This is a genomic window from Geminicoccus harenae, from assembly GCF_019800005.1.
Lineage (GTDB): Bacteria > Pseudomonadota > Alphaproteobacteria > Geminicoccales > Geminicoccaceae > Geminicoccus > Geminicoccus harenae.
The window spans coordinates 178,041-195,570 of sequence record NZ_JABGCL010000007.1 but is presented as its reverse complement, the minus strand read 5'-3'; the positions used below and the strand labels follow the sequence as shown (position 1 = coordinate 195,570).

Genomic DNA, 17,530 nt, shown 5'->3' with positions numbered 1-17,530 from the left:
ATGGTGCCCGATGCCGCGGCGGTCCTGGCGGAGCTGGATGCGCGCGGGGCCGCCATCCTGCCGGGGCTGCTCGACGCCGCGACCTGCCAGGAGTTGGCGGATGGCTATGACGATGCTGCCGCCTTTCGCAGCCGGATCGTGATGAGCCGCCACGGGTTCGGCCAGGGCGAGTACCAGTATTTTGCCTATCCCCTGCCGCCGGTGGTCCAGGAACTGCGCAGCCGGCTTTATCCGGTGCTGGCCACGGTCGCCAATCGCTGGGCGGAGCTCATGGGGCGGCCGGAGCGCTATCCTGCGGAGCTGCCGGCCTTCCTCGCCCGGTGCCATGCGGCGGGCCAGACCCGGCCGACCCCGCTGCTGCTCCGTTATGGGCCGGGCGACTACAACTGCCTGCACCAGGACGTGTACGGCCCGCATGTTTTCCCGCTGCAGGTCGTCTGCCTCCTGTCCGAGCCCGGGCGGGACTTTGCCGGCGGCGAGTTCGTGCTCACCGAGGCGCGCCCACGCATGCAGTCGCGGGTGCTGGTGGCGCCGCTGGCCCAAGGCGACGCGGTGGTCTTCCCGGTGCGCGACCGCCCGGTCCGGGGCACGCGCAGCCTGTATCGCGCCACCATGCGCCACGGGGTCAGCCCGCTGCGCAGCGGGCGGCGGCACACGCTGGGGATCATCTTCCACGACGCGGCGTGAACCCATGTCACATCCGCCGGGGCCGGCTCGTCTCTGGAGCGTCAACGATTCCAGAAGAGGTCGACATGGAAGCCAGACTGAACCCCTACCAGGTCGCGCCGAAGACGATGCAGCCGATGATGGAGATGGCCGAGCGGCTGGCGGCGGACGGGCTGGAGCACAGTTTGCATGAGCTGGTGAAGATCCGCGCCTCGCAGATCAACGGTTGTGCCTTCTGCCTGCACATGCATGCCAGCGACGCGCGGGAGCATGGCGAGCGGGAGGAGCGGATCTACCTCCTGAGCGCTTGGCGTGAATCGCGCATGTTCACGCCGCGCGAGCGGGCGGCGCTGGCGTGGACGGAGGCGCTGACCCTGATCACGCAGGGCCATGCGCCGGACGAGGTCTATGCCGAGGTGGCGCGGGAGTTCTCGCCGGAGGAGATCGTCAAGCTGACGCTGGCGATCACCACGATCAACGCCTGGAACCGGGTGGCGATCGGCTTCCGCACGGTCCACCCGCACGACCGCGCCGGCGAGCGCTGAGCCGCGGCGGAAGACACGCTCCTTGGGCGAGTGCGGGGTTCACCCGCACTGGCCCATTTGGCTGCGGGCTTCGCCCGCACTGGCGAAGCCCCGGCCCAGCCGATATGGCTTCGGGCCGGGGCCGTTGGCCGAAGAGGAGCGATACCATGTCTGATCTGTCCCTGGCCGCGCCGGCAGGCGTCGATCCGGCCATGCTCGACCGGCTGGGCGAGGTGGCGGTCAAGGTCGGGTTGCGGCTGGCCGAGGGCCAGGATCTGGTGATGACCGCACCGATTGCCGCCCTGCCGCTGGTGCGGCGGATCACCGAGCATGCCTACAAGGCCGGGGCCGGGCTGGTGACCACCTTCTTCGCCGACGAGGAAACGGCGCTGGCACGCTACCGCTACGGCGCCGATGCCAGCTTCGACCGGGCGAGCGGCTGGCTCTACGAGGGCATGGCCAAGGCGTTCGCCGGCAATGCCGCCCGGCTCGCGATCGCCGGCGACAACCCGATGCTGCTGGCCGACCAGGACCCGGCCAAGGTGGCGCGCGCCAACCGGGCGAACTCCACGGCCTACAAGCCGGCACTGGAGCGGATCGTCGGCTTCGACATCAACTGGACGATCGTGTCCTACCCGAACCCGTCCTGGGCGAAGGTGGTGTTCCCGGGCGAGCCGGAGGAGGTCGCGGTGCGCAAGCTCGCGGAGGCGATCTTCGCCGCGTCGCGGGTCGACCAGGCGGACCCGGTGGCGGCCTGGCGCGAGCATAATGCCCGGCTCCATGCACGCCGCGACTGGCTGAACGAGCACCACTTCGCAGCATTGCATTTCTCCGGCCCCGGCACCGACCTCACGGTGGGCCTGGGCGATGGCCATTTCTGGCAGGGTGGTGCCTCCACCGCCAAGAACGGCATCGAATGCAACCCGAACATCCCGAGCGAGGAGGTGTTCACCACGCCGCACGCGGCGAAGGTGGATGGGGTCGTGCGCAGCACCAAGCCGCTCTCGCACCAGGGCACGCTGATCCAGGACATCGAGGTCCGCTTCGAGGGCGGACGGGCGGTGTCGGTGCGCGCGGCCAAGGGCGAGGAGGTGCTGACCAAGGTGATGGACACGGACGAGGGGGCGCGGCGGCTGGGCGAGGTCGCCCTGGTGCCGAACTCGTCGCCGATCTCGCAGAGCGGGCTCTTGTTCTACAACACCCTGTTCGACGAGAACGCCGCCTCGCACATTGCGCTGGGCCAATGCTACGCCAAGTGCTTCATCGACGGCGGCAAGCTCACGCCCGAGGAAGTGGCGGCGCGCGGCGGCAACCAGAGCCTGATCCATATCGACTGGATGATCGGGTCTGGCGAGATCGACATCGACGGCATCCGGGCCGATGGCGGGCGGGTGCCGGTGATGCGCCGGGGCGAGTGGGCCTGAAGAGGCACGGCTTCATCTGGGCAGCGAAAGGCAGGGCATGGACATCTTCGTCACCGGTGCTTCGGGCTATATCGGCGGCTCGGTCGCCGAGCGGCTGAAGGCGGCGGGCCATCGCATCATCGGCCTGGTCCGCAGCGAGGCCAAGGCCGAGCAGTTGCGCGCGCGCGGCATCGAGCCAGTGATCGGTACGCTGGACGACGTCCGGCTCCTGACAGAGCAGGCCAAGCGCGCGGATGCGGTGGTGAATGCCGCCAATTCCGACCATCGCACCGCCGTCGAGATGCTGATCCGGGCACTCGCCGGGTCGAACAAGCCGTTCCTGCACACCAGCGGCTCCAGCATCGCCGCCAACGATGCGCGGGGCGAGCCGGACGAGCGGATCTACCGGACGCTGGAGGAGGTCACGCCGGAACCGGAGAAGGCGGCGCGGGTGCGGGTCGACCAGCGGGTGCGCGAGGCGGCCGCCGTCGGCGTGCGCTCCGTGGTCCTGTGCAACACGCTGATCTACGGTCATGGGCTGGGCCTCCAGCGCGACAGCGTGCAGATCCCGGCGCTGGTGCGCCAGGCGGAGCGGAGCGGGATCGCGCGCCATGTCGGCCGCGGCCTGAACCGCTGGGCCAATGTCCATGTCGAGGACATGGCCGACCTCTACCTCCTTGCACTGGAGCGGGCGAAGCCCGGCTCGTTCTATTTCGTCGAGAACGGCGAGGAGTCATTCAAGGAACTGGTCCAGGCGATCGCCGATGCGCTGGGGCTGGGCGAGGCGCAGAGCTGGCCGGCCGACGAGGCGATCGCCGAGTGGGGGTTCGAGAAGGCGATGTTCGCGCTCGCCTCCAACAGCCGGGTGCGCGCGGACCTGGCGCGGGCCGAGCTCGGTTGGCAGCCACGACACGGCTCGGTGGTCGACTGGGTGCGCCAGGAGCTGCGGCAAGGCTGACAGCGCGGATCTTCCCGGGGGCGGTTGCGACGGTCGTGCCATGCTAGTATGGCAGAGTAGTACGCGACGAAGATCGCCAATCTGGGAGGTTCGGTCATGGGTGGTTCGACCCGACGCTCGGTAATGCGCGCAGGCCTGGGACTGATGGCGGGTGCCGCCTTTTCCCGGGATGCATTCGCCCAGATCCAGGCCGCGGACGTGCCGGTGCCGGACTGGCCGGTGGAGGAGGGTGCCTCCCTGCGCGTGCTGCGGCCGGCCAAGTTCGTGCCGGGCGACGAGACCCAGTGGCTGGAGAACAGCAGGAAGTTCTCCGAGCAGTTCGGCGTCGAGGTCCGGGTCGACAGCGAGAGCTGGGAGGACCTGCGGCCCAAGACCGCGGTCGCGGCCAATGTCGGCACCGGGCCCGACATTGCGCTGGCTTGGCAGGAGGACCCGCAGCTCTTCGCCGACAAGCTCGTCCCGCTGAACGATCTCGCCGACTATCTCGGCAAGAAATATGGCGGCTGGTTCCCGGTCTGCTCCTTCTACGGCAAGCGCGGCGAGGACTGGATCGCGATCCCGGTCGGCGGCAACGGCGCTGCCATGGTCTATCGCAAGTCCTGGGTGAAGGAGGCCGGGTTCGACGAGTTCCCGAAGGACTTCCCGGGCTTCCTCAAGCTCTGCCAGGAATTGCAGAAGATCGGCCATCCGGCCGGCTTCGCCTTCGGCGCCGTGGGTGACGGCGGTTGGACCGACACGATGCTGTGGGGCTACGACAGCTCGCTGGTCGACGAGAACGACCAGGTGGTGATCGACAATCCCAAGACCATCGAATCGCTGAACTACGTCAACGAGCTGGCCAAGACCTTCATCCCGGGCACGATCTCCTGGCTCGACCCGTCGAACAACAAGGCGTTCCTGGCCGGCGAGATCGGGCTCACCTCGAACGGCATCTCGGTCTATTACGCCGCCAAGAACGCGGACGATCCGGCGATGCGGGCGATCGCCGACGATATCGGCCATGCCGACTATCCGGTGGGCCCGGTGGGCAAGCCCACCCAGGGGGCGCTGGTCATCAACGGCGTGATCTTCAAGTACAGCAAGTATCCGAACGCGGCCAAGCAGTACCTGCGCTTCATGATGGAGCAGGAGCAGTACCTGCCCTGGCAGGAGGCGAGCGTCGGCTACTGGACCCATCCGCTGATGGCCTACGACGCCGCGCCGATCTGGAACGCCGACCCGCTCTATACGCCGTTCCGCGACATCATGCGCAACGCGCTGCCGCAGAGCTACAAGGGCAGCCCGGGCGAGGCGGCCTCGGCGGCGCGGGCGGACGGGATCGTCTTGCAGATGTACTCGACCGTGGTGGCCGGCCAGGCCACGCCCGAGGAGGCGGCGGCCGAGGCGCAGCGCCGGGCCGAGCGGATCTACCGCCGGGTCTGACGCCCGGCTTTTCCTGAGCAAGTGGAACGGAAGCGCAGATGAGCGACGGGCAGGCAGGCAGGGTCGAGATCGCGGCGGTGGGCGCACAGCGGCCGGAAGTCATGGAGGCGCTGGAGCGGCACTTCACCGTGCATCGGGTCTACGAGGCTGCCGACCCGCTCGCCATGCTGCGCGAGGTGGGGCCGCGGGTCCGGGGCGTGGCCAGCCACGGCATGGCCGGCCTGTCCCGGGCGCAGATCGAGCTGATGCCCAATCTCGAGATCTGCGCCATCAACGGCGTGGGTCTCGAGACCACCGACCTGCCGGCCTGCCGGGAGCGCAACATCACGGTCTGTACCGCACCGGTGCTGTTCGACGACGTGGCCGACCTCGCCGTGGCGCTGGCGCTGGCGGCCTGCCGCAAGGTCGCCCTGGGCGACCGGTTCATCCGGCAGGGCTCCTGGCAAGGCAGCACGCGGCTCTCGCTCGGCCGCAAGCTCACCGGGATGCGCGTGGGCATACTGGGCCTCGGCCGGATCGGCCGCGAGGTCGCCCATCGGCTGGCCGCGTTCAAGACCCGGATCGGCTACTATGACCCGGTTCGGCAGGACGTGCCCTACCAGTATTACGACAGTGCCGTGGCGCTCGCGGGAGATTCCGACCTGCTGGTGCTGTGCGCGGCCGGCGGGCCCAAGGGCAGCCCGCCGCTGGTGCCGAAAGAGGTGATCGAGGCGCTGGGGCCGCGCGGCATCTTCGTCAACATCGCGCGCGGCTGGCTGGTGGACGAGCCGGCCCTGGTCGACGCGCTGGTGAATGGCCGGCTGGGTGCGGCCGGGCTGGACGTGTTCCACGACGAGCCGAGCGTGCCCGAAGCCCTGCTGCGCCTGGACAACGTGGTGCTGACCCCGCACGTGGCCAGCAGCACCGAGGAGACCATGGGGGCGATGGGCGAGTGTGTGGTCGGCAACCTGGTCGACTGGTTCGCCGGCAAGGGTGCCCGCACCCCGATCGGCTGAGCGGCCATGCGCCTGCCCCGGACCCAGCCGCTGGATGCCCGGACGATGCGGATCGTCCGGCCGCGCTCGCTGGCGACCCTGGTGACCGACCAGATCCGCGACCTGATCGTGATGGGCCAGCTGGGTCCTGGCGAGCAGCTCTCGGAAAGCATGCTGGCCGAGAAGCTCGGTACCAGCCGCACGCCGGTGCGCGAGGCCTTCGTCAAGCTGGAGGCGGAGGGGCTGGTCGAGGTCCGGCCGCAGCGCGGCACGTTCGTGACGGTGTTCGACCAGAAGGACGTGCAGCAGACCTGCGAGCTGCGTGCCATCCTGGAGCTGGGTGCCTTGCAGATCGGCTCGGCCAAGGACCGGACCGGCCTGTGCCGGGCACTGCGGGACAATGTCGACGAGGCGGGCGCGGCGCTGGGCGGGCCGGCCGACGACTATCATCCGTTCGACACGGCATTCCACGAGCTGATCATCGGCTCGGGCGGCAACGACCAGCTGATCGAGGCCTATGCCCGGATCTCCGGCCGGGTCCGGCGGCTGCGCTTTCATTTCATCCGCACGGCCGAGCAGATCCAGGGCTCGCAGCGCGATCACCTGGCGGTGGTCGAGCATCTGGAGGCCGGCCGGGACGCCGAGGCGCTGGCGGAGCTGCGCCACCACGTCCACCTGGCGCATCGCGGCTTTCTGGAGGCGCTGGGCCGCCAGGGGCTGGACGCCGGGTGATGATCAGGAAGAGGCAGGCATGAAGATCACGCGGCTCAAGGTCCGCAAGGTCACCGGCACGATGCAGGTGGACGGCACCTTCTGGGAGGAGCGGCTGGTCCGGCCGATCGACGTGTACGAGGAGCACCGCGCCTCGCCCTGGAACGAGGGCGGCGAGCAGGTGGCGCCTGACAAGTTCCGCATGACCCAGCATTTCCTGGAGGTGCATGCCGATGACGGCACGGTCGGCACGGCCGGGCCGATCTGGCCGGACGCTGCCTGGCTGGCGATCACCCAGCTCCAGCCGATGATCGTCGGCCGCGACCCGCTGGCGATCGAGCTGCTGTTCGACCAGATGCACCGGCGCCTGGTCCATGGCCGCCAGGGTGCGGCGATGATCGCGGTCTCGGCGGTCGAGTGCGCGCTCTGGGACCTGAAGGGCAAGGCGTTCGGCCAGCCGGTCTGGCGGATCCTGGGCGGACCGACCCGGGAGGAGGTGCCGGCCTACTGCTCGATGCTGGGCTATGCCGTGCGCGACCTGGGCCTCGTCCGCGAACGCGCCATCGAGTTCAAGGAAAAGGGCTTCCGCGCCCAGAAATGGTTCTTCCGCCATGGCCCCATGAGCGGCCACGAGGGCATGAAGGCCAATGTCGCCCTGGTCCGCACGCTGCGCGAAACGCTGGGCGAGGACTACGACATCATGCTCGACTGCTGGCAGAGCATGAACTTCGACTATGCCGTCGACCTCTGCTCCCGGATCGAGGAGTACCGGCCGCGCTGGATCGAGGAATGCTTCATGCCGGACCGGATCGACAGCCATGTGAAGCTGAAGGCCAAGACGAAGATCCCGCTCTCCGGTGCGGAGCACGAGTACACGCGCTGGGGCTTCAAGCGGTTCATCGAGAAGGACGCGCTCGATATCATCCAGCCGGACATCTACTGGTGCGGCGGCCTGTCCGAGACGCTGAAGATCGCGGCCTATGCCACCGTCCACGACCTGATCACCATCCCGCACGGGCACTCGACCCCGATCGGCATCCACTTCTCGGTGACCCAGTCGCCGATCCACACGCCCTACCAGGAGTACCTGTGGAAGTGGAACCTGGTGAACATGTTCTTTCTGAAGGATCCGCTCTGGCCGGTGGACGGAATGATCCGCTTGCCCCATGCCTCGGGCGTCAACATGGAGCTCGACCCGGACAAGATCGAGCATGAGGAGGAGTTGCGTGGCTGAATCGTCTGGACTGGAGCCCGGTGCCGGCACGGCACCCGAGGGCATGCTGTCCCGCGCGCTGGCGCTGAAGGAGAAGTTGCGGAACGGCGGCACCGTCATCGGCGCCTGGCTGACCATCGCCGATCCCAGCGTCACCGAGATCATGGGCAAGGTCGGCTTCGACTATCTGATGGTCGACAGCGAGCACTCGCCGTTCGACCTGCAGGTCCTGCAGACCATGCTGATGGCGCTGAACGGCAGCCCGACCGTGCCGATGATCCGGGTCGCCTGGAACGACCATGTCCGGATCAAGCAGCTGCTCGACATGGGCTGGGAGGGCATCCTGGCGCCGATGGTGAAGACGGTGGAGGACTGCCGGGACCTGGTGGCGGCCTGCAAGTACCCACCGGAAGGCCGGCGCGGCTTCGGGCCCAAGCGCGCGTCCAACTATTACCGCGACATTGACGCCTATGTGGCCAAGGCCAACGAGGCGATCTTCGTGATGCCGCAGATCGAGCATATCGAGACGGTCGACGTGCTCGACGAGTTCTTAGGTGTGCCGGGGATCGATGCGGTGGCGATCGGGCCGAACGACCTGTCCGGTACCGCCGGCCTCCTGCGCCAGCTTAGCCATCCGATGGTCAAGACCGCGCACGACACGATCGTCTCCAAGACCAAGGCCAAGGGCCTGCCGGTCTGCCTGGGCGTCAACACGCCCGCATCGCAGAACAAGGAGTGGGTCGAGAAGGGGGTCCGCTTCCTGATGGTGACCTCGGACATCGAGCTCCTCGCGGGCGGCGGGTCCGCGGCCTTGCGGGCCACCCGCGAGGCGATCGGCGGCTAGCCCGTCCGGGCCGGGCGGGCAGCCGGTGCTGCCCGCCGCAGCCTTCCGGCCGTGGCGGCCCAGCCGGCACGGATCAGGCCGGCCAGGCCCGTGGGGTAGGCCAGCATCACGACGATGATCAAAAGGGCGGTGATGATCGGCCGCCAGGCGCCGAAATCCGCCATCAGCTCGGCGAAGACCGTCAGCACGAACGAGGCGATGATGGCACCGTAGATCGTGCTGGTGCCGCCCAGGAGCACCATCGACAGGATGATGGTGGCCAGGCTCATGCCGAACACGTCGATCGAGGCGTTGCGCTGGTAGGCGGCATAGAAGGCGCCGGCCATGCCGGTGAAGAAGGCGCTGGCGGCCAGCGTGATCATGCGCTGGCGGACCAGGGAGATGCCGCGGGCGATCGCGTATTCCTCGTTGTCGCGCAGCGCCACGATCCCGGCCCCGATCCGCGAGCGCACGATGACGCGCAGGAACAGGGTGCTGGCGGCGAGCAGGCCGAGTGCCAGGAAGAAATAGGCGAACTTGCCGTCCCGGACCATGTTGTGGTCGAACCAGTAGAGGCCGGGGATGCGCACCATGCCCTGGGTGCCGCCGGTATAGTCGGACTGGCTCAGGATCACCTGCATGACCAATTGGGCGAAGCCGAAGGTCACCAGGATGATGTAGATGCCCTTCAGCCGCAGAATCGGGATGGTCACCAGGATCGCGGCGGCCGTGGCGACGATGCCGCTGGCCACCAGCGCCAGCCAGGGGTCGAGCCCGGCGAGCTTGGTGAGCAGGCCATAGGCATAGACGCCGATGCCGAACAGGGCGAGATGGCCGAAGTTGAACACCCCGCCATAGCCCAGGCTCAAATCCCAGTTGGACGCGACCACGGCATAGATGAACACCATGATCAGCACGTGGCGGCTGTAGGTGTCGGTGAACAGGAAGGGGAGCAGCGCCAGGACGACGAGGCCCAGCACCATGCCCACGGCCTCCTCCTTCCAGGAGGCGCGGCCGGGCGTGCCGATCGGGCGGGTCATGCGAGGCTCCGGCTGCTGCGGACGAACATGCCTTCGGGGCGGACCATCAGGGTCAGGATCAGGACGGCGAACAGGAGGGCCGGGGTCCAGTAGAGGCCGAAATAATAGTTGGACGCCGCCTCGAAGAAGCCGATCAGGTAGGCGGCGAAGATCGGACCGGAAATGCTGGAGATCCCGCCGAACACCACCACGATCAGCGCCTTGAGCAGCGGGTCGGCACCCATGACCGGCGACATGAAGCGGTAGCCGCCCAGGAAGATCCCGGCCAGCGCCGCGAGTGCCGCCGCGATCGCGAAGGCCAAGCCGTAGAGGGCGGTGACGTTCAGGCCCACCAGCAGGCTGGCATCCTCGTTCTGCGCCACGGCGCGCAGGGCCAGGCCCAGCCGGGTGCGGTTCAGGAACAGCCACAACGCTGCCAGGATGATCGGCGTGATCACGATGATCGCGATCTGGTGCAAGGAGACGCCGACCCCGCCGATGGTGGTGTTGCCCTCCAGGAGCGGCGGGATCTGCTTCGAGCGCGGCCCCCACAGCTCCAAGACGCCGTTCTCGATCAGGGAGGCCGCCGCCAGCGTGGTGATCACCACCACCAATACGATGTTGGGCCGGCCGATCAGTGGGCGGACCACGCTCGCCTGGAGCAGCCAGCCGATGGCCGCCATCGCGACCACGGCCAGCGGCAGGACGACCGGCAGCGGCAGGCCGATGTCCAGGAACTGCCAGGCGAGATAGGCGCCCAGCATCATGAACACGCCATGGCTGAAGTTGAACACGCCGATTGTGGTCCAGACCAGCGCCAGCCCGACCGCCATCATGGCGTAGAGCGAGCCCTGGAACAGGCCGCCGAACAGGATCTCGGCAGAAGCGCCCATGTCCGTTCCCAAAGACTGTTATGCACTGCCAGCCTCGTGAAGCCTCCCGAGGCTGAACGTCATCTAGTGACCTGTCGCTCTTTCTTAGTCATGGCCGGCCGGCAGCCATGCCTGCGCCGGCCCCTCTCTCATGTCATCCCCCGGCTTGACCGGGGGATGACCGGAGGGGGGCGTCCACGCCGGCAGCGGATGCATGGCAAGCCTCGGGGCATGAACCCGGCAGATGCGGGTCGAGCCCGGCCATGACTAGGAAAGGAGACCGCGAGCTATCAGAGATGCCTGATCCCGACAGGAGATAGTTGCCGACCTGCTGGTTCATGGCAGCCTCTAGTGCCCGAAATACATCGACATGATCTCCGCATGGTCCATGGTCTGGCCCGGCCGGATCTCGGTCGCGACCTCGCCGTGGTTGACCAGGTACAGATGCTGGCTGAGTTCCAGCAGGAACTCGACGTCCTGCTCGACCACGATCAGCGGCACGCCGCCCTTGGAGATCGCGAGGACCGCCGCGCACAGCTCGTCCTTGATCTTGGGGGCGAGGCCCAGGGTCGGCTCGTCCAGGATCAGGAGGCGCGGGTGGCTCATCAGGGCAGTGCCGATCGACACCATCTGCCGCTCGCCGCCAGAGAGCGTGCGCACCCGCTGGCGCCAGCGCTCGCGGAGCTTGGGGAAGATCACGAGGACCTTCTCGCGGTTCGCCTCCTCGTGCGGGCGGGCATGGGGCGAGAAGGCGCCAAGCGCCAGGCAGTCCGCGATGGTGAGGTCGGGGAACAGCCGGTTGCCCTGCGGCACGTGGATCAGGCCGCGGGCCACGATCGCCCGGGGGCTGAGGCCGGTGATCGGCTGGCCGTCGAAGCGGATCGTGCCGCTTTTCGGGCGCAGCAGGCCGGAGATCGCGCGGAGCAGGGTGGTCTTGCCGTGGCCGTTCGGGCCGAACAGGCCGACATTGCCGAACTGGCCGGCGCTCATGCTGAGCTGGTGGAGGACGGTCGCCCGGCCATAGCCCGCGGTGACGCCCTCCACGGACAGGAGCTCGCTCATGCAGCGGGCCTCCGGGTGCCGAGATAGGCTTCCACCACGCGCGAGTCGGCGATCACCTCCGCAGGACGGCCGCGCGCCAGCACCTGGCCGTTGTTCAGCACCATCAGGTGCTGGGACAGGCTCATCAGGAAGGTCAGCACGTGCTCGATCAGGACGATGGTGATGCCGCGCGCCGCGATCCGCCGGATCAGGCCGATCGACGCCTCGATCTCGGGCTTGGTCAGGCTGGAGGCGGGCTCGTCCAGAAGGAGGATGCGCGGCTGCATTGCGACCGCGGTGGCGAGCATCAGGCACTTGCGCTCGAACACCGAGAGTTCGCCCGCGAGGCGGCCGAAGCTGGGAGCACCCAGGCCAACGAACTCCAGCGCCTCGGCGGCGCGTTCCTCGGCCAGGGCGGTGGCCCGGACGCTGCCGCCATAGGTGGCGCCGATCAGCGCGTTCTCGAACACGGTGAGCCCGTCGAAGCTGGTCTCGCGCTGGAAGGTGCGCGCCAGGCCCAGCTTCGCGATCGCGTTGCCGGAGCGGCCCTGGATCTCCACCCCGTCCAGCCGCACCCGGCCCCGGTCGGGGCCGAATGGGATGCCGGTGACGATGTTGAACAGCGTGCTCTTGCCCGAGCCGTTCGGACCGGCGATCCCGAAGATCTCGCCGGCCTCCACCTCGAACGACACGCCGTCCACTGCTTTCAGCGAACCGAAGGCCTTGGCGACCTCCTGGACTTCCAGAAGCGCCATGCCCTCACTGCATCCAGGGCTGGAGCTTGAACTCGTGCGGCGCGTAGTTGGCGGGCGCGATCAGGTGGCGCTCGCCGTCCCAGATCTGGAAGAAGGTGAGCGGGATATACTCGTCGCCCTGCATCGCCAGGTGGGTGGCGGGATCGAACTTCAGCCGGCCAGCGACGGTCTGCTTGTCGGTCGCGGCGATGGCTTCCATGATCCCGGCATGGTCGTTCGGGTCGCCGACCTCCCTGAGCGCGTCGAAGTACAGGTTGACGATCTCGTAGAGCGCCACGCCATAGAAGCCGCTCTCGACGCCATAAGCGTCCTGGAACTTCTTGCTCACCTCCTCGGCACGCGGGTTCTTGGGCGTCACCAGCGGCCCGCCCAGCAGGTTGTAGATCACCCCGTTCGACTTCTCACCGGTGAGCTGCACGAACTCCGGCACGCTCGGCGCATACTGGAGGAAGACCAGGCTCTTCGTCGGCTGCTCCAGGAACTGGGTGAGGAACGAGGCCGAGTTGCCGGGCAGGTAGTCGGTGTTGATCACCACGTCCGGCACGTCCTGGCGGATCTTGGTCAGGATCGAGCGCCAGTCGGTGACCTCGCCGAACGGCACCAGCTCGTCCACCGAAATGGTCCAGCCGCGCTCGGCAAAGGTCGCCTTCATCCCTTCCGAGATGGTCTTGGAATAGGGGTTGTCGGAGGAGACGATCGCGACCTTCTTGGTCGGGAGCTGGATCTTGCCGTCGGCTTCGAGCTTCTCGACGAAGCTGGTGACGTCGGTGTTGTAGGCGTCATAGGAGGGCGACCAGGACCAGCAGCAGGCATAGTTCTCGGGATTTTCCGCGATGATGTCGCGGGTCTGCGCCGAGTTGGCGGAGAGCACGTAGGGCATCTCCGCCTCGGCCATGTTGTCGATCTCGAAATTGGTGAGGCTGGCATAGCCGGTCAGCATGAAATGCACGTCCGGGTCGCCCAGCAGCCGCTCCACGGCACTGGTGACGTTGCCGGCCGACTGGTCCTTCACGTCGCCCACCACCAGCTCGAACGTGTGGCCATCGATGCCGCCCGCCGCATTCATCTCGTCGATCGCGAGCTGGGCGCCACGCTGGAATTCCTGGCCATCCGCGCTGGCCGGGCCGGTGAGCGGGGCCAGCAGCCCGATCTTGACCGTGTCGGCCAAGGCTTGGCCGGCGAGGCCGCCGCCCAGGGCGAGAACCGCCGCGGTCATCGTCAGGATGCGCGACATGGAGCGGAACGGGGTGGCTTGGCGCGACATGCCTCGGTTTCCTCGGTTGGGGAGCGCTGAAGGGCGATGCGGTCCCAGGCTGGTGGGTGGGGACGATGAGCCGGGCTCAGGTCCGGATGCAAGCAAGCGAGGGGCCATCCTAGCCTGCCGGTGATGGGCAATGGCTGGCGGTCCGGCGCCTGCTGCCCAAAAGGGCACCAGAAAAGTCGATCTGTCGACAAGCTAGGCAGGTTGCGCAAACCTTGAAAAGATCATTTCATCGTTCCGGATCGGTCCGCCCCGGCGACCGGGGGCCGCCGTCAGGAGACAGCATGTCCGTCAGGGAGAGCTCGGTCAGCACCAGCCATGGCGAGCTGGCGGTACGGGAAAGTGCCGGGAGCGGCACGCCCGTCCTGATGATCCACGGCAATTCCAGCTCAAGCGCGGTGTTCCGCAACCAGCTGCTGGGGCCGGTCGGCCAGCGCTGGCGGCTGATCGCCCCCGACCTGCCGGGCCATGGCCAGTCCGGCGATGCGCGGGATCCGGAGCGGACCTACGCCATGGAGGGCTATGCCGAGGCCATGGCCGAGCTGCTGCAGCTCATGGGCATCGGGCGGGTCGTCGTGTTCGGCTGGTCGCTGGGCGGCCATATCGGGCTGGAGATGATCGCACGGGTCCCGGGCATGGTGGGCCTGATGATCACCGGCACGCCGCCGGTGGCCCCTGGCGAGGTGGCAGAAGGTTTCCGGCCGAGCCCGCACATGCATCTGGCCGGGCAGGAGCAATTCGGCCCGGAGGAGGTCGAGAACTACGCGCGCAGCACCTGCGGCCTGCCGTTCGAGCCGTTCCTGCGCGATGCCGTGGCCCGCACCGACGGGCGCGCCAGGCGGCTGATGTTCGAGAAGTTCGCGGCCGGCACCGGCGAGAACCAGCGCGAGATCGTGGCCCGCGCGAGGCTGCCGATCGCGGTGGTCAACGGGATCGACGAGCCGTTCGTGAACCTTCGCTTCATCCGGAACGTAGAGTTTGGCAATCTCTGGCGAGGCGAGGCCATCGAGATCGCAGGGTCCGGCCATGCGCCGTTCTGGGACCGGCCGGAGGAGTTCGACCGGATCTTCACCGAGCTCCTCGCCGAGATGGACAGGGTGCCCTGATCGGGGCCGCTGCCCTCGCCTTGGCTCGATTCTTGATGGGTGGGAGCCGTCACGCGTGGACGGGCTTCATGAATGACGATGGGAGAGGGTGGATGAGCAGGTTCTCACAAATGTTGCTGGCGGGCGCTGCGCTCGCCTGCCTCGCGGCGGTGCCGGCCAGGGCCGAGATCGTGATCGGGGCGCCGCTCAACCTGACGGGCATCCAGGCGCCCATGGACGAGCCGGGCTTTCGCGGCGCTCAGGTCGCGATCAAGGAGCTGAACGACGCGGGCGGCCTGCTGGGCGAGCCGGTCAAGCTCGTCACCATCGACGGCAAGTCCGACCCGGTGACGGTCGGCAATGCGGCCGTGGAGCTGATCGACGACGGCGCCCAGCTCATGCTGGCGCCCTGTGATTTCGACTTCGGCAGCCCGGCCAGCCGCGAGGCGCAGGCCGCCGATCTGGTCGGCCTCTCCACCTGCGCGTCCGACCCGCTCTACAGCTCCTGGTCCTTGGGCGACAAGCAGTTCACCCTGTCCATGTGGAACACCACCATGGGCGCCACGGCGGCAGACTTCGCGCTCGAGAAGGGCTGGAAGAAGGCCTACGTCGTCACCGACCAGTTCATCGCCTACACCAAGTCGCTGCCCAAGTATTTCATCGAGCAGTTCAAGGCAGGCGGCGGCGAGATCCTGCTGGAGGACACCTACAACAACGGTGACAACGACTTCTCGGCGCAGCTCGCGCGCCTCCAGGCGCTGCCAGAGAAGCCGGACGTCATCTTCCTGTCCTCCTACGGCACCGACATCGGCACCATCATCCGCGCCCTGCGCGAGGTCGGCTATGACGCGCCGGTGCTGGGCGGCGATGCCTATGACGACCCGGCGCTGCACCAGGGGCTCGGCGAGAAGTTCGGCAACGACGTGTATTTCGTGACCCATACCTGGGCGGGGCCGGACGCCGGGCCGGAGATGCAGCACTTCCTGAAGCTCTACCAGGAAATGTACGGCCAGGAGCCGGACACCTCGTTCGTGGCCACCGGCTATGACGCGGTGATGCTGCTGGCAGAGGCGGTGAAGGCCGCGGGCTCGACCGACGGTGCCGCGGTCGCCCAGGCGCTGGAGGAGGGCGAGTTCAAGCTGCTCACCGGCGAGCTCGACTACGCCACGGCCGACGAGGGCCACATGCCGAACAAGGCCGCGGCCGTCATCGCGCTGAACGGTGGCAAGACCTCGTTCGTCGGCTGGCGCCGCCCGGACAGCGTGCCGGCACCCTGACCGACCGCCACCGAGAGGGGGCGGGCACGGCAGCCTGTCCGCCCCCTGCCGCTTCCTCCTTGCAGGTTCATCCGCAGGTTCATCCAATGTCCGATGGGCGCCTTTGCGCGCGCGATGTTCGTGTCGAATTTTCCGGGCTGCGTGCGCTGGACGGCGTCACCCTGGAGCTCGCCCGCGGCGAGATCGTGGGGCTGATCGGGCCGAACGGCTCGGGCAAGACCACGCTGGTCAACGCCATCACCCGCCAGGTCCCCCTGGCCGGGGGCGAGGTGAGCGTGGACGGCGCGTCGCTTTCGGGTCTCAGGCCCCATGAGGTGGCGCGGCGCGGCATCGCCCGCTCCTTCCAGATCGTCCGGCTGTTCGACCACCTGACCGTGGCGGAGAATGTCGAGGCGGCCGCTCTGGCGCAGGGGCTCGGCCGGCGCGCGGCACAGGGCCGGGTGGCCGCCCTCCTGGCGGAGTTCGGCCTGGCCCGGCAGGCCGAGACGCTGGCGGCAGCGCTCAGCTATGGCGACAAGCGCCGGGTCGAGATCGCCCGGGCACTCGCGGCCGAACCGTCCTTCCTGATCCTGGACGAGCCGGCGGCCGGCATGAACGAGGGTGAATCCGAGGTGCTCCTGTCGCTTCTGTCCCGGCTGCCCGCGGAGCGGAAGCTGGGCCTGCTCATCATCGACCACGACATGCCGCTGATCATGCGCCTGTGCCACCGTCTCCACGTGCTGGCCTCGGGCCGGACCATTGCCGAGGGCGATGTCAAGAGCGTGCGGCGCAATCCGGCGGTGATCGAGGCTTATCTGGGCTCCTCGGCAGAGGCCCGGCATGCTTGAGGTCACCGACCTGACGGTCAGCTATGGTGCCATCAACGCGGTGCGCGGCGTGTCCTTGCGGCTCGCCGAGGGCGAGCTGGTCACGCTGCTGGGGGCGAACGGTGCCGGCAAGTCCTCGACCCTCCTGGCGATCGCGGGGGCGCTGAAGTCGTCCGGCACGGTGCGCGTCGGCGGCACGGACGTGTCCGGCTGGTCGCCGGAGCGCATGGTGCGCCAGGGTGTCGCGATGGTGCCGGAAACCCGCGACGTGTTCCCGGACCTGACGGTCGCGGAGAACCTGCTGCTCGGCGCCTATGCCCGGCGGCGCGATCGCGACGGCGTGGCGGCGGACCGGCAGCGCATGTTCGCCCTGTTCCCGCGCCTCCAGGAGCGGCAGGAGCAGGCGGCCGGCACGCTGTCCGGCGGCGAGCAGCAGATGCTGGTGATCGCCCGGGCATTGATGTCCCGGCCGCGCCTCCTCCTGCTGGACGAGCCCTCGCTGGGCCTGGCGCCGACGGTCGTCGACCAGATCTTCGCGATGATCGCCGAGCTGAAGCGGCAAAGGCTCACCATCCTGCTGGTCGAGCAGAACGCGTCCAAGGCGCTGGCGGTGGCCGATCGGGCCTATGTGCTGCGCCTGGGCAAGGTCGCGGCCGAGGGGAGGGCGGCCGACATCGCCGCGGCCTCCGACCTCGAGCATCTCTATCTCGGCGGCTGACC

18 protein-coding genes are annotated in these 17,530 nt (G+C 68.3%); 13 read left to right on the top strand and 5 right to left on the bottom strand.

The genetic code is table 11. The annotated features are described in order from the left end of the window. From HLA95_RS08790 to HLA95_RS08750, 9 genes are all read left to right on the top strand, one after another. Positions 1-687, top strand: a complete 687-nt coding sequence (locus tag HLA95_RS08790; RefSeq protein ID WP_222183036.1) for a 2OG-Fe(II) oxygenase — start codon at positions 1-3, stop codon at positions 685-687. 65 nt (positions 688-752) lie between these two features. After that, positions 753-1,211, top strand: coding sequence for a carboxymuconolactone decarboxylase family protein (locus HLA95_RS08785; protein WP_191059677.1), 459 nt, complete (start codon positions 753-755; stop codon positions 1,209-1,211). Between the two features lie 146 nt (positions 1,212-1,357). Continuing rightward, positions 1,358-2,614, top strand: coding sequence for an aminopeptidase (locus HLA95_RS08780; protein WP_191059676.1), 1,257 nt, complete (start codon positions 1,358-1,360; stop codon positions 2,612-2,614). A 37-nt stretch (positions 2,615-2,651) separates the two neighbouring features. Next, positions 2,652-3,551 (top strand): NAD-dependent epimerase/dehydratase family protein, encoded by a 900-nt coding sequence (locus HLA95_RS08775; protein ID WP_191059675.1) that lies wholly within the window; start codon positions 2,652-2,654, stop codon positions 3,549-3,551. 96 nt (positions 3,552-3,647) lie between these two features. Beyond that, entirely contained in the window at positions 3,648-4,973 is a 1,326-nt protein-coding gene (locus HLA95_RS08770; protein ID WP_191059674.1) for an ABC transporter substrate-binding protein, read from the top strand. Positions 4,974-5,011: 38 nt separating this feature from the next. After that, positions 5,012-5,968, top strand: coding sequence for a 2-hydroxyacid dehydrogenase (locus HLA95_RS08765; RefSeq protein WP_222183001.1), 957 nt, complete (start codon positions 5,012-5,014; stop codon positions 5,966-5,968). A gap of 6 nt (positions 5,969-5,974) precedes the next feature. Beyond that, a complete protein-coding gene (locus HLA95_RS08760; RefSeq protein ID WP_191059672.1) occupies positions 5,975-6,679 on the top strand; it encodes a GntR family transcriptional regulator in 705 nt (234 codons plus the stop codon). 19 nt (positions 6,680-6,698) lie between these two features. Further along, the gene (locus HLA95_RS08755; RefSeq protein WP_191059670.1) at positions 6,699-7,892 is read left to right on the top strand and encodes an enolase C-terminal domain-like protein; all 1,194 of its coding nucleotides are present in this window, start codon (positions 6,699-6,701) and stop codon (positions 7,890-7,892) included. Then, positions 7,885-8,715 (top strand): HpcH/HpaI aldolase family protein, encoded by an 831-nt coding sequence (locus HLA95_RS08750; RefSeq protein ID WP_222182999.1) that lies wholly within the window; start codon positions 7,885-7,887, stop codon positions 8,713-8,715. The genes HLA95_RS08755 and HLA95_RS08750 overlap by 8 nt, the downstream gene beginning before the upstream one ends. Here HLA95_RS08750 and HLA95_RS08745 read toward each other — a convergent pair. The 5 genes from HLA95_RS08745 to HLA95_RS08725 form a co-directional block, all read right to left on the bottom strand. After that, positions 8,712-9,734 carry a branched-chain amino acid ABC transporter permease gene (locus tag HLA95_RS08745; protein WP_191059857.1) on the bottom strand — a complete coding sequence of 341 codons (1,023 nt, stop codon included), beginning with the start codon at positions 9,732-9,734 and terminating at the stop codon, positions 8,712-8,714. The genes HLA95_RS08750 and HLA95_RS08745 overlap by 4 nt on opposite strands. Continuing rightward, positions 9,731-10,606, bottom strand: coding sequence for a branched-chain amino acid ABC transporter permease (locus HLA95_RS08740; protein WP_191059858.1), 876 nt, complete (start codon positions 10,604-10,606; stop codon positions 9,731-9,733). The genes HLA95_RS08745 and HLA95_RS08740 overlap by 4 nt, the downstream gene beginning before the upstream one ends. Positions 10,607-10,933: 327 nt before the next feature. Next, positions 10,934-11,647: an ABC transporter ATP-binding protein gene (locus tag HLA95_RS08735; protein WP_191059859.1), complete on the bottom strand. Its 714-nt coding sequence runs from the start codon at positions 11,645-11,647 to the stop codon at positions 10,934-10,936. Beyond that, the gene (locus HLA95_RS08730) at positions 11,644-12,381 is read right to left on the bottom strand and encodes an ABC transporter ATP-binding protein (protein ID WP_191059860.1); all 738 of its coding nucleotides are present in this window, start codon (positions 12,379-12,381) and stop codon (positions 11,644-11,646) included. Before HLA95_RS08730 ends, HLA95_RS08735 begins: the two co-directional genes overlap by 4 nt. A gap of 4 nt (positions 12,382-12,385) precedes the next feature. After that, positions 12,386-13,645, bottom strand: coding sequence for an ABC transporter substrate-binding protein (locus HLA95_RS08725; protein ID WP_222182996.1), 1,260 nt, complete (start codon positions 13,643-13,645; stop codon positions 12,386-12,388). A 281-nt stretch (positions 13,646-13,926) separates the two neighbouring features. Here HLA95_RS08725 and HLA95_RS08720 point away from each other — a divergent pair, with 281 nt between their 5' ends. The 4 genes from HLA95_RS08720 to HLA95_RS08705 all read left to right on the top strand — a co-directional run bounded on the left by HLA95_RS08720 (position 13,927) and on the right by HLA95_RS08705 (position 17,528). Next, entirely contained in the window at positions 13,927-14,748 is an 822-nt protein-coding gene (locus HLA95_RS08720) for an alpha/beta fold hydrolase (RefSeq protein ID WP_191059861.1), read from the top strand. Between the two features lie 92 nt (positions 14,749-14,840). Next, on the top strand, positions 14,841-16,004 hold the full coding sequence (locus HLA95_RS08715; RefSeq protein ID WP_191059862.1) for an ABC transporter substrate-binding protein: 1,164 nt from the start codon (positions 14,841-14,843) through the stop codon (positions 16,002-16,004). An 86-nt stretch (positions 16,005-16,090) separates the two neighbouring features. After that, positions 16,091-16,831, top strand: coding sequence for an ABC transporter ATP-binding protein (locus HLA95_RS08710; protein WP_222182994.1), 741 nt, complete (start codon positions 16,091-16,093; stop codon positions 16,829-16,831). Next, positions 16,824-17,528: an ABC transporter ATP-binding protein gene (locus tag HLA95_RS08705; RefSeq protein WP_191058796.1), complete on the top strand. Its 705-nt coding sequence runs from the start codon at positions 16,824-16,826 to the stop codon at positions 17,526-17,528. The genes HLA95_RS08710 and HLA95_RS08705 overlap by 8 nt, the downstream gene beginning before the upstream one ends. The last annotated feature ends 2 nt before the right edge of the window (positions 17,529-17,530 follow it).

Coding starts and splice junctions, on each gene's coding strand:
- HLA95_RS08775 (WP_191059675.1), top strand. CDS start 2,652: ATGGACATCTTCGTCACCGGTGCTTCGGGCTATATCGGCGGCTCGGTC.
- HLA95_RS08755 (WP_191059670.1), top strand. CDS start 6,699: ATGAAGATCACGCGGCTCAAGGTCCGCAAGGTCACCGGCACGATGCAG.
- HLA95_RS08745 (WP_191059857.1), bottom strand. CDS start 9,734: ATGACCCGCCCGATCGGCACGCCCGGCCGCGCCTCCTGGAAGGAGGAG.
- HLA95_RS08720 (WP_191059861.1), top strand. CDS start 13,927: ATGTCCGTCAGGGAGAGCTCGGTCAGCACCAGCCATGGCGAGCTGGCG.
- HLA95_RS08715 (WP_191059862.1), top strand. CDS start 14,841: ATGAGCAGGTTCTCACAAATGTTGCTGGCGGGCGCTGCGCTCGCCTGC.
- HLA95_RS08705 (WP_191058796.1), top strand. CDS start 16,824: ATGCTTGAGGTCACCGACCTGACGGTCAGCTATGGTGCCATCAACGCG.
- HLA95_RS08780 (WP_191059676.1), top strand. CDS start 1,358: ATGTCTGATCTGTCCCTGGCCGCGCCGGCAGGCGTCGATCCGGCCATG.
- HLA95_RS08710 (WP_222182994.1), top strand. CDS start 16,091: ATGTCCGATGGGCGCCTTTGCGCGCGCGATGTTCGTGTCGAATTTTCC.
- HLA95_RS08725 (WP_222182996.1), bottom strand. CDS start 13,645: ATGTCGCGCCAAGCCACCCCGTTCCGCTCCATGTCGCGCATCCTGACG.
- HLA95_RS08785 (WP_191059677.1), top strand. CDS start 753: ATGGAAGCCAGACTGAACCCCTACCAGGTCGCGCCGAAGACGATGCAG.
- HLA95_RS08790 (WP_222183036.1), top strand. CDS start 1: ATGGTGCCCGATGCCGCGGCGGTCCTGGCGGAGCTGGATGCGCGCGGG.
- HLA95_RS08765 (WP_222183001.1), top strand. CDS start 5,012: ATGAGCGACGGGCAGGCAGGCAGGGTCGAGATCGCGGCGGTGGGCGCA.
- HLA95_RS08735 (WP_191059859.1), bottom strand. CDS start 11,647: ATGAGCGAGCTCCTGTCCGTGGAGGGCGTCACCGCGGGCTATGGCCGG.
- HLA95_RS08760 (WP_191059672.1), top strand. CDS start 5,975: ATGCGCCTGCCCCGGACCCAGCCGCTGGATGCCCGGACGATGCGGATC.
- HLA95_RS08730 (WP_191059860.1), bottom strand. CDS start 12,381: ATGGCGCTTCTGGAAGTCCAGGAGGTCGCCAAGGCCTTCGGTTCGCTG.
- HLA95_RS08740 (WP_191059858.1), bottom strand. CDS start 10,606: ATGGGCGCTTCTGCCGAGATCCTGTTCGGCGGCCTGTTCCAGGGCTCG.
- HLA95_RS08770 (WP_191059674.1), top strand. CDS start 3,648: ATGGGTGGTTCGACCCGACGCTCGGTAATGCGCGCAGGCCTGGGACTG.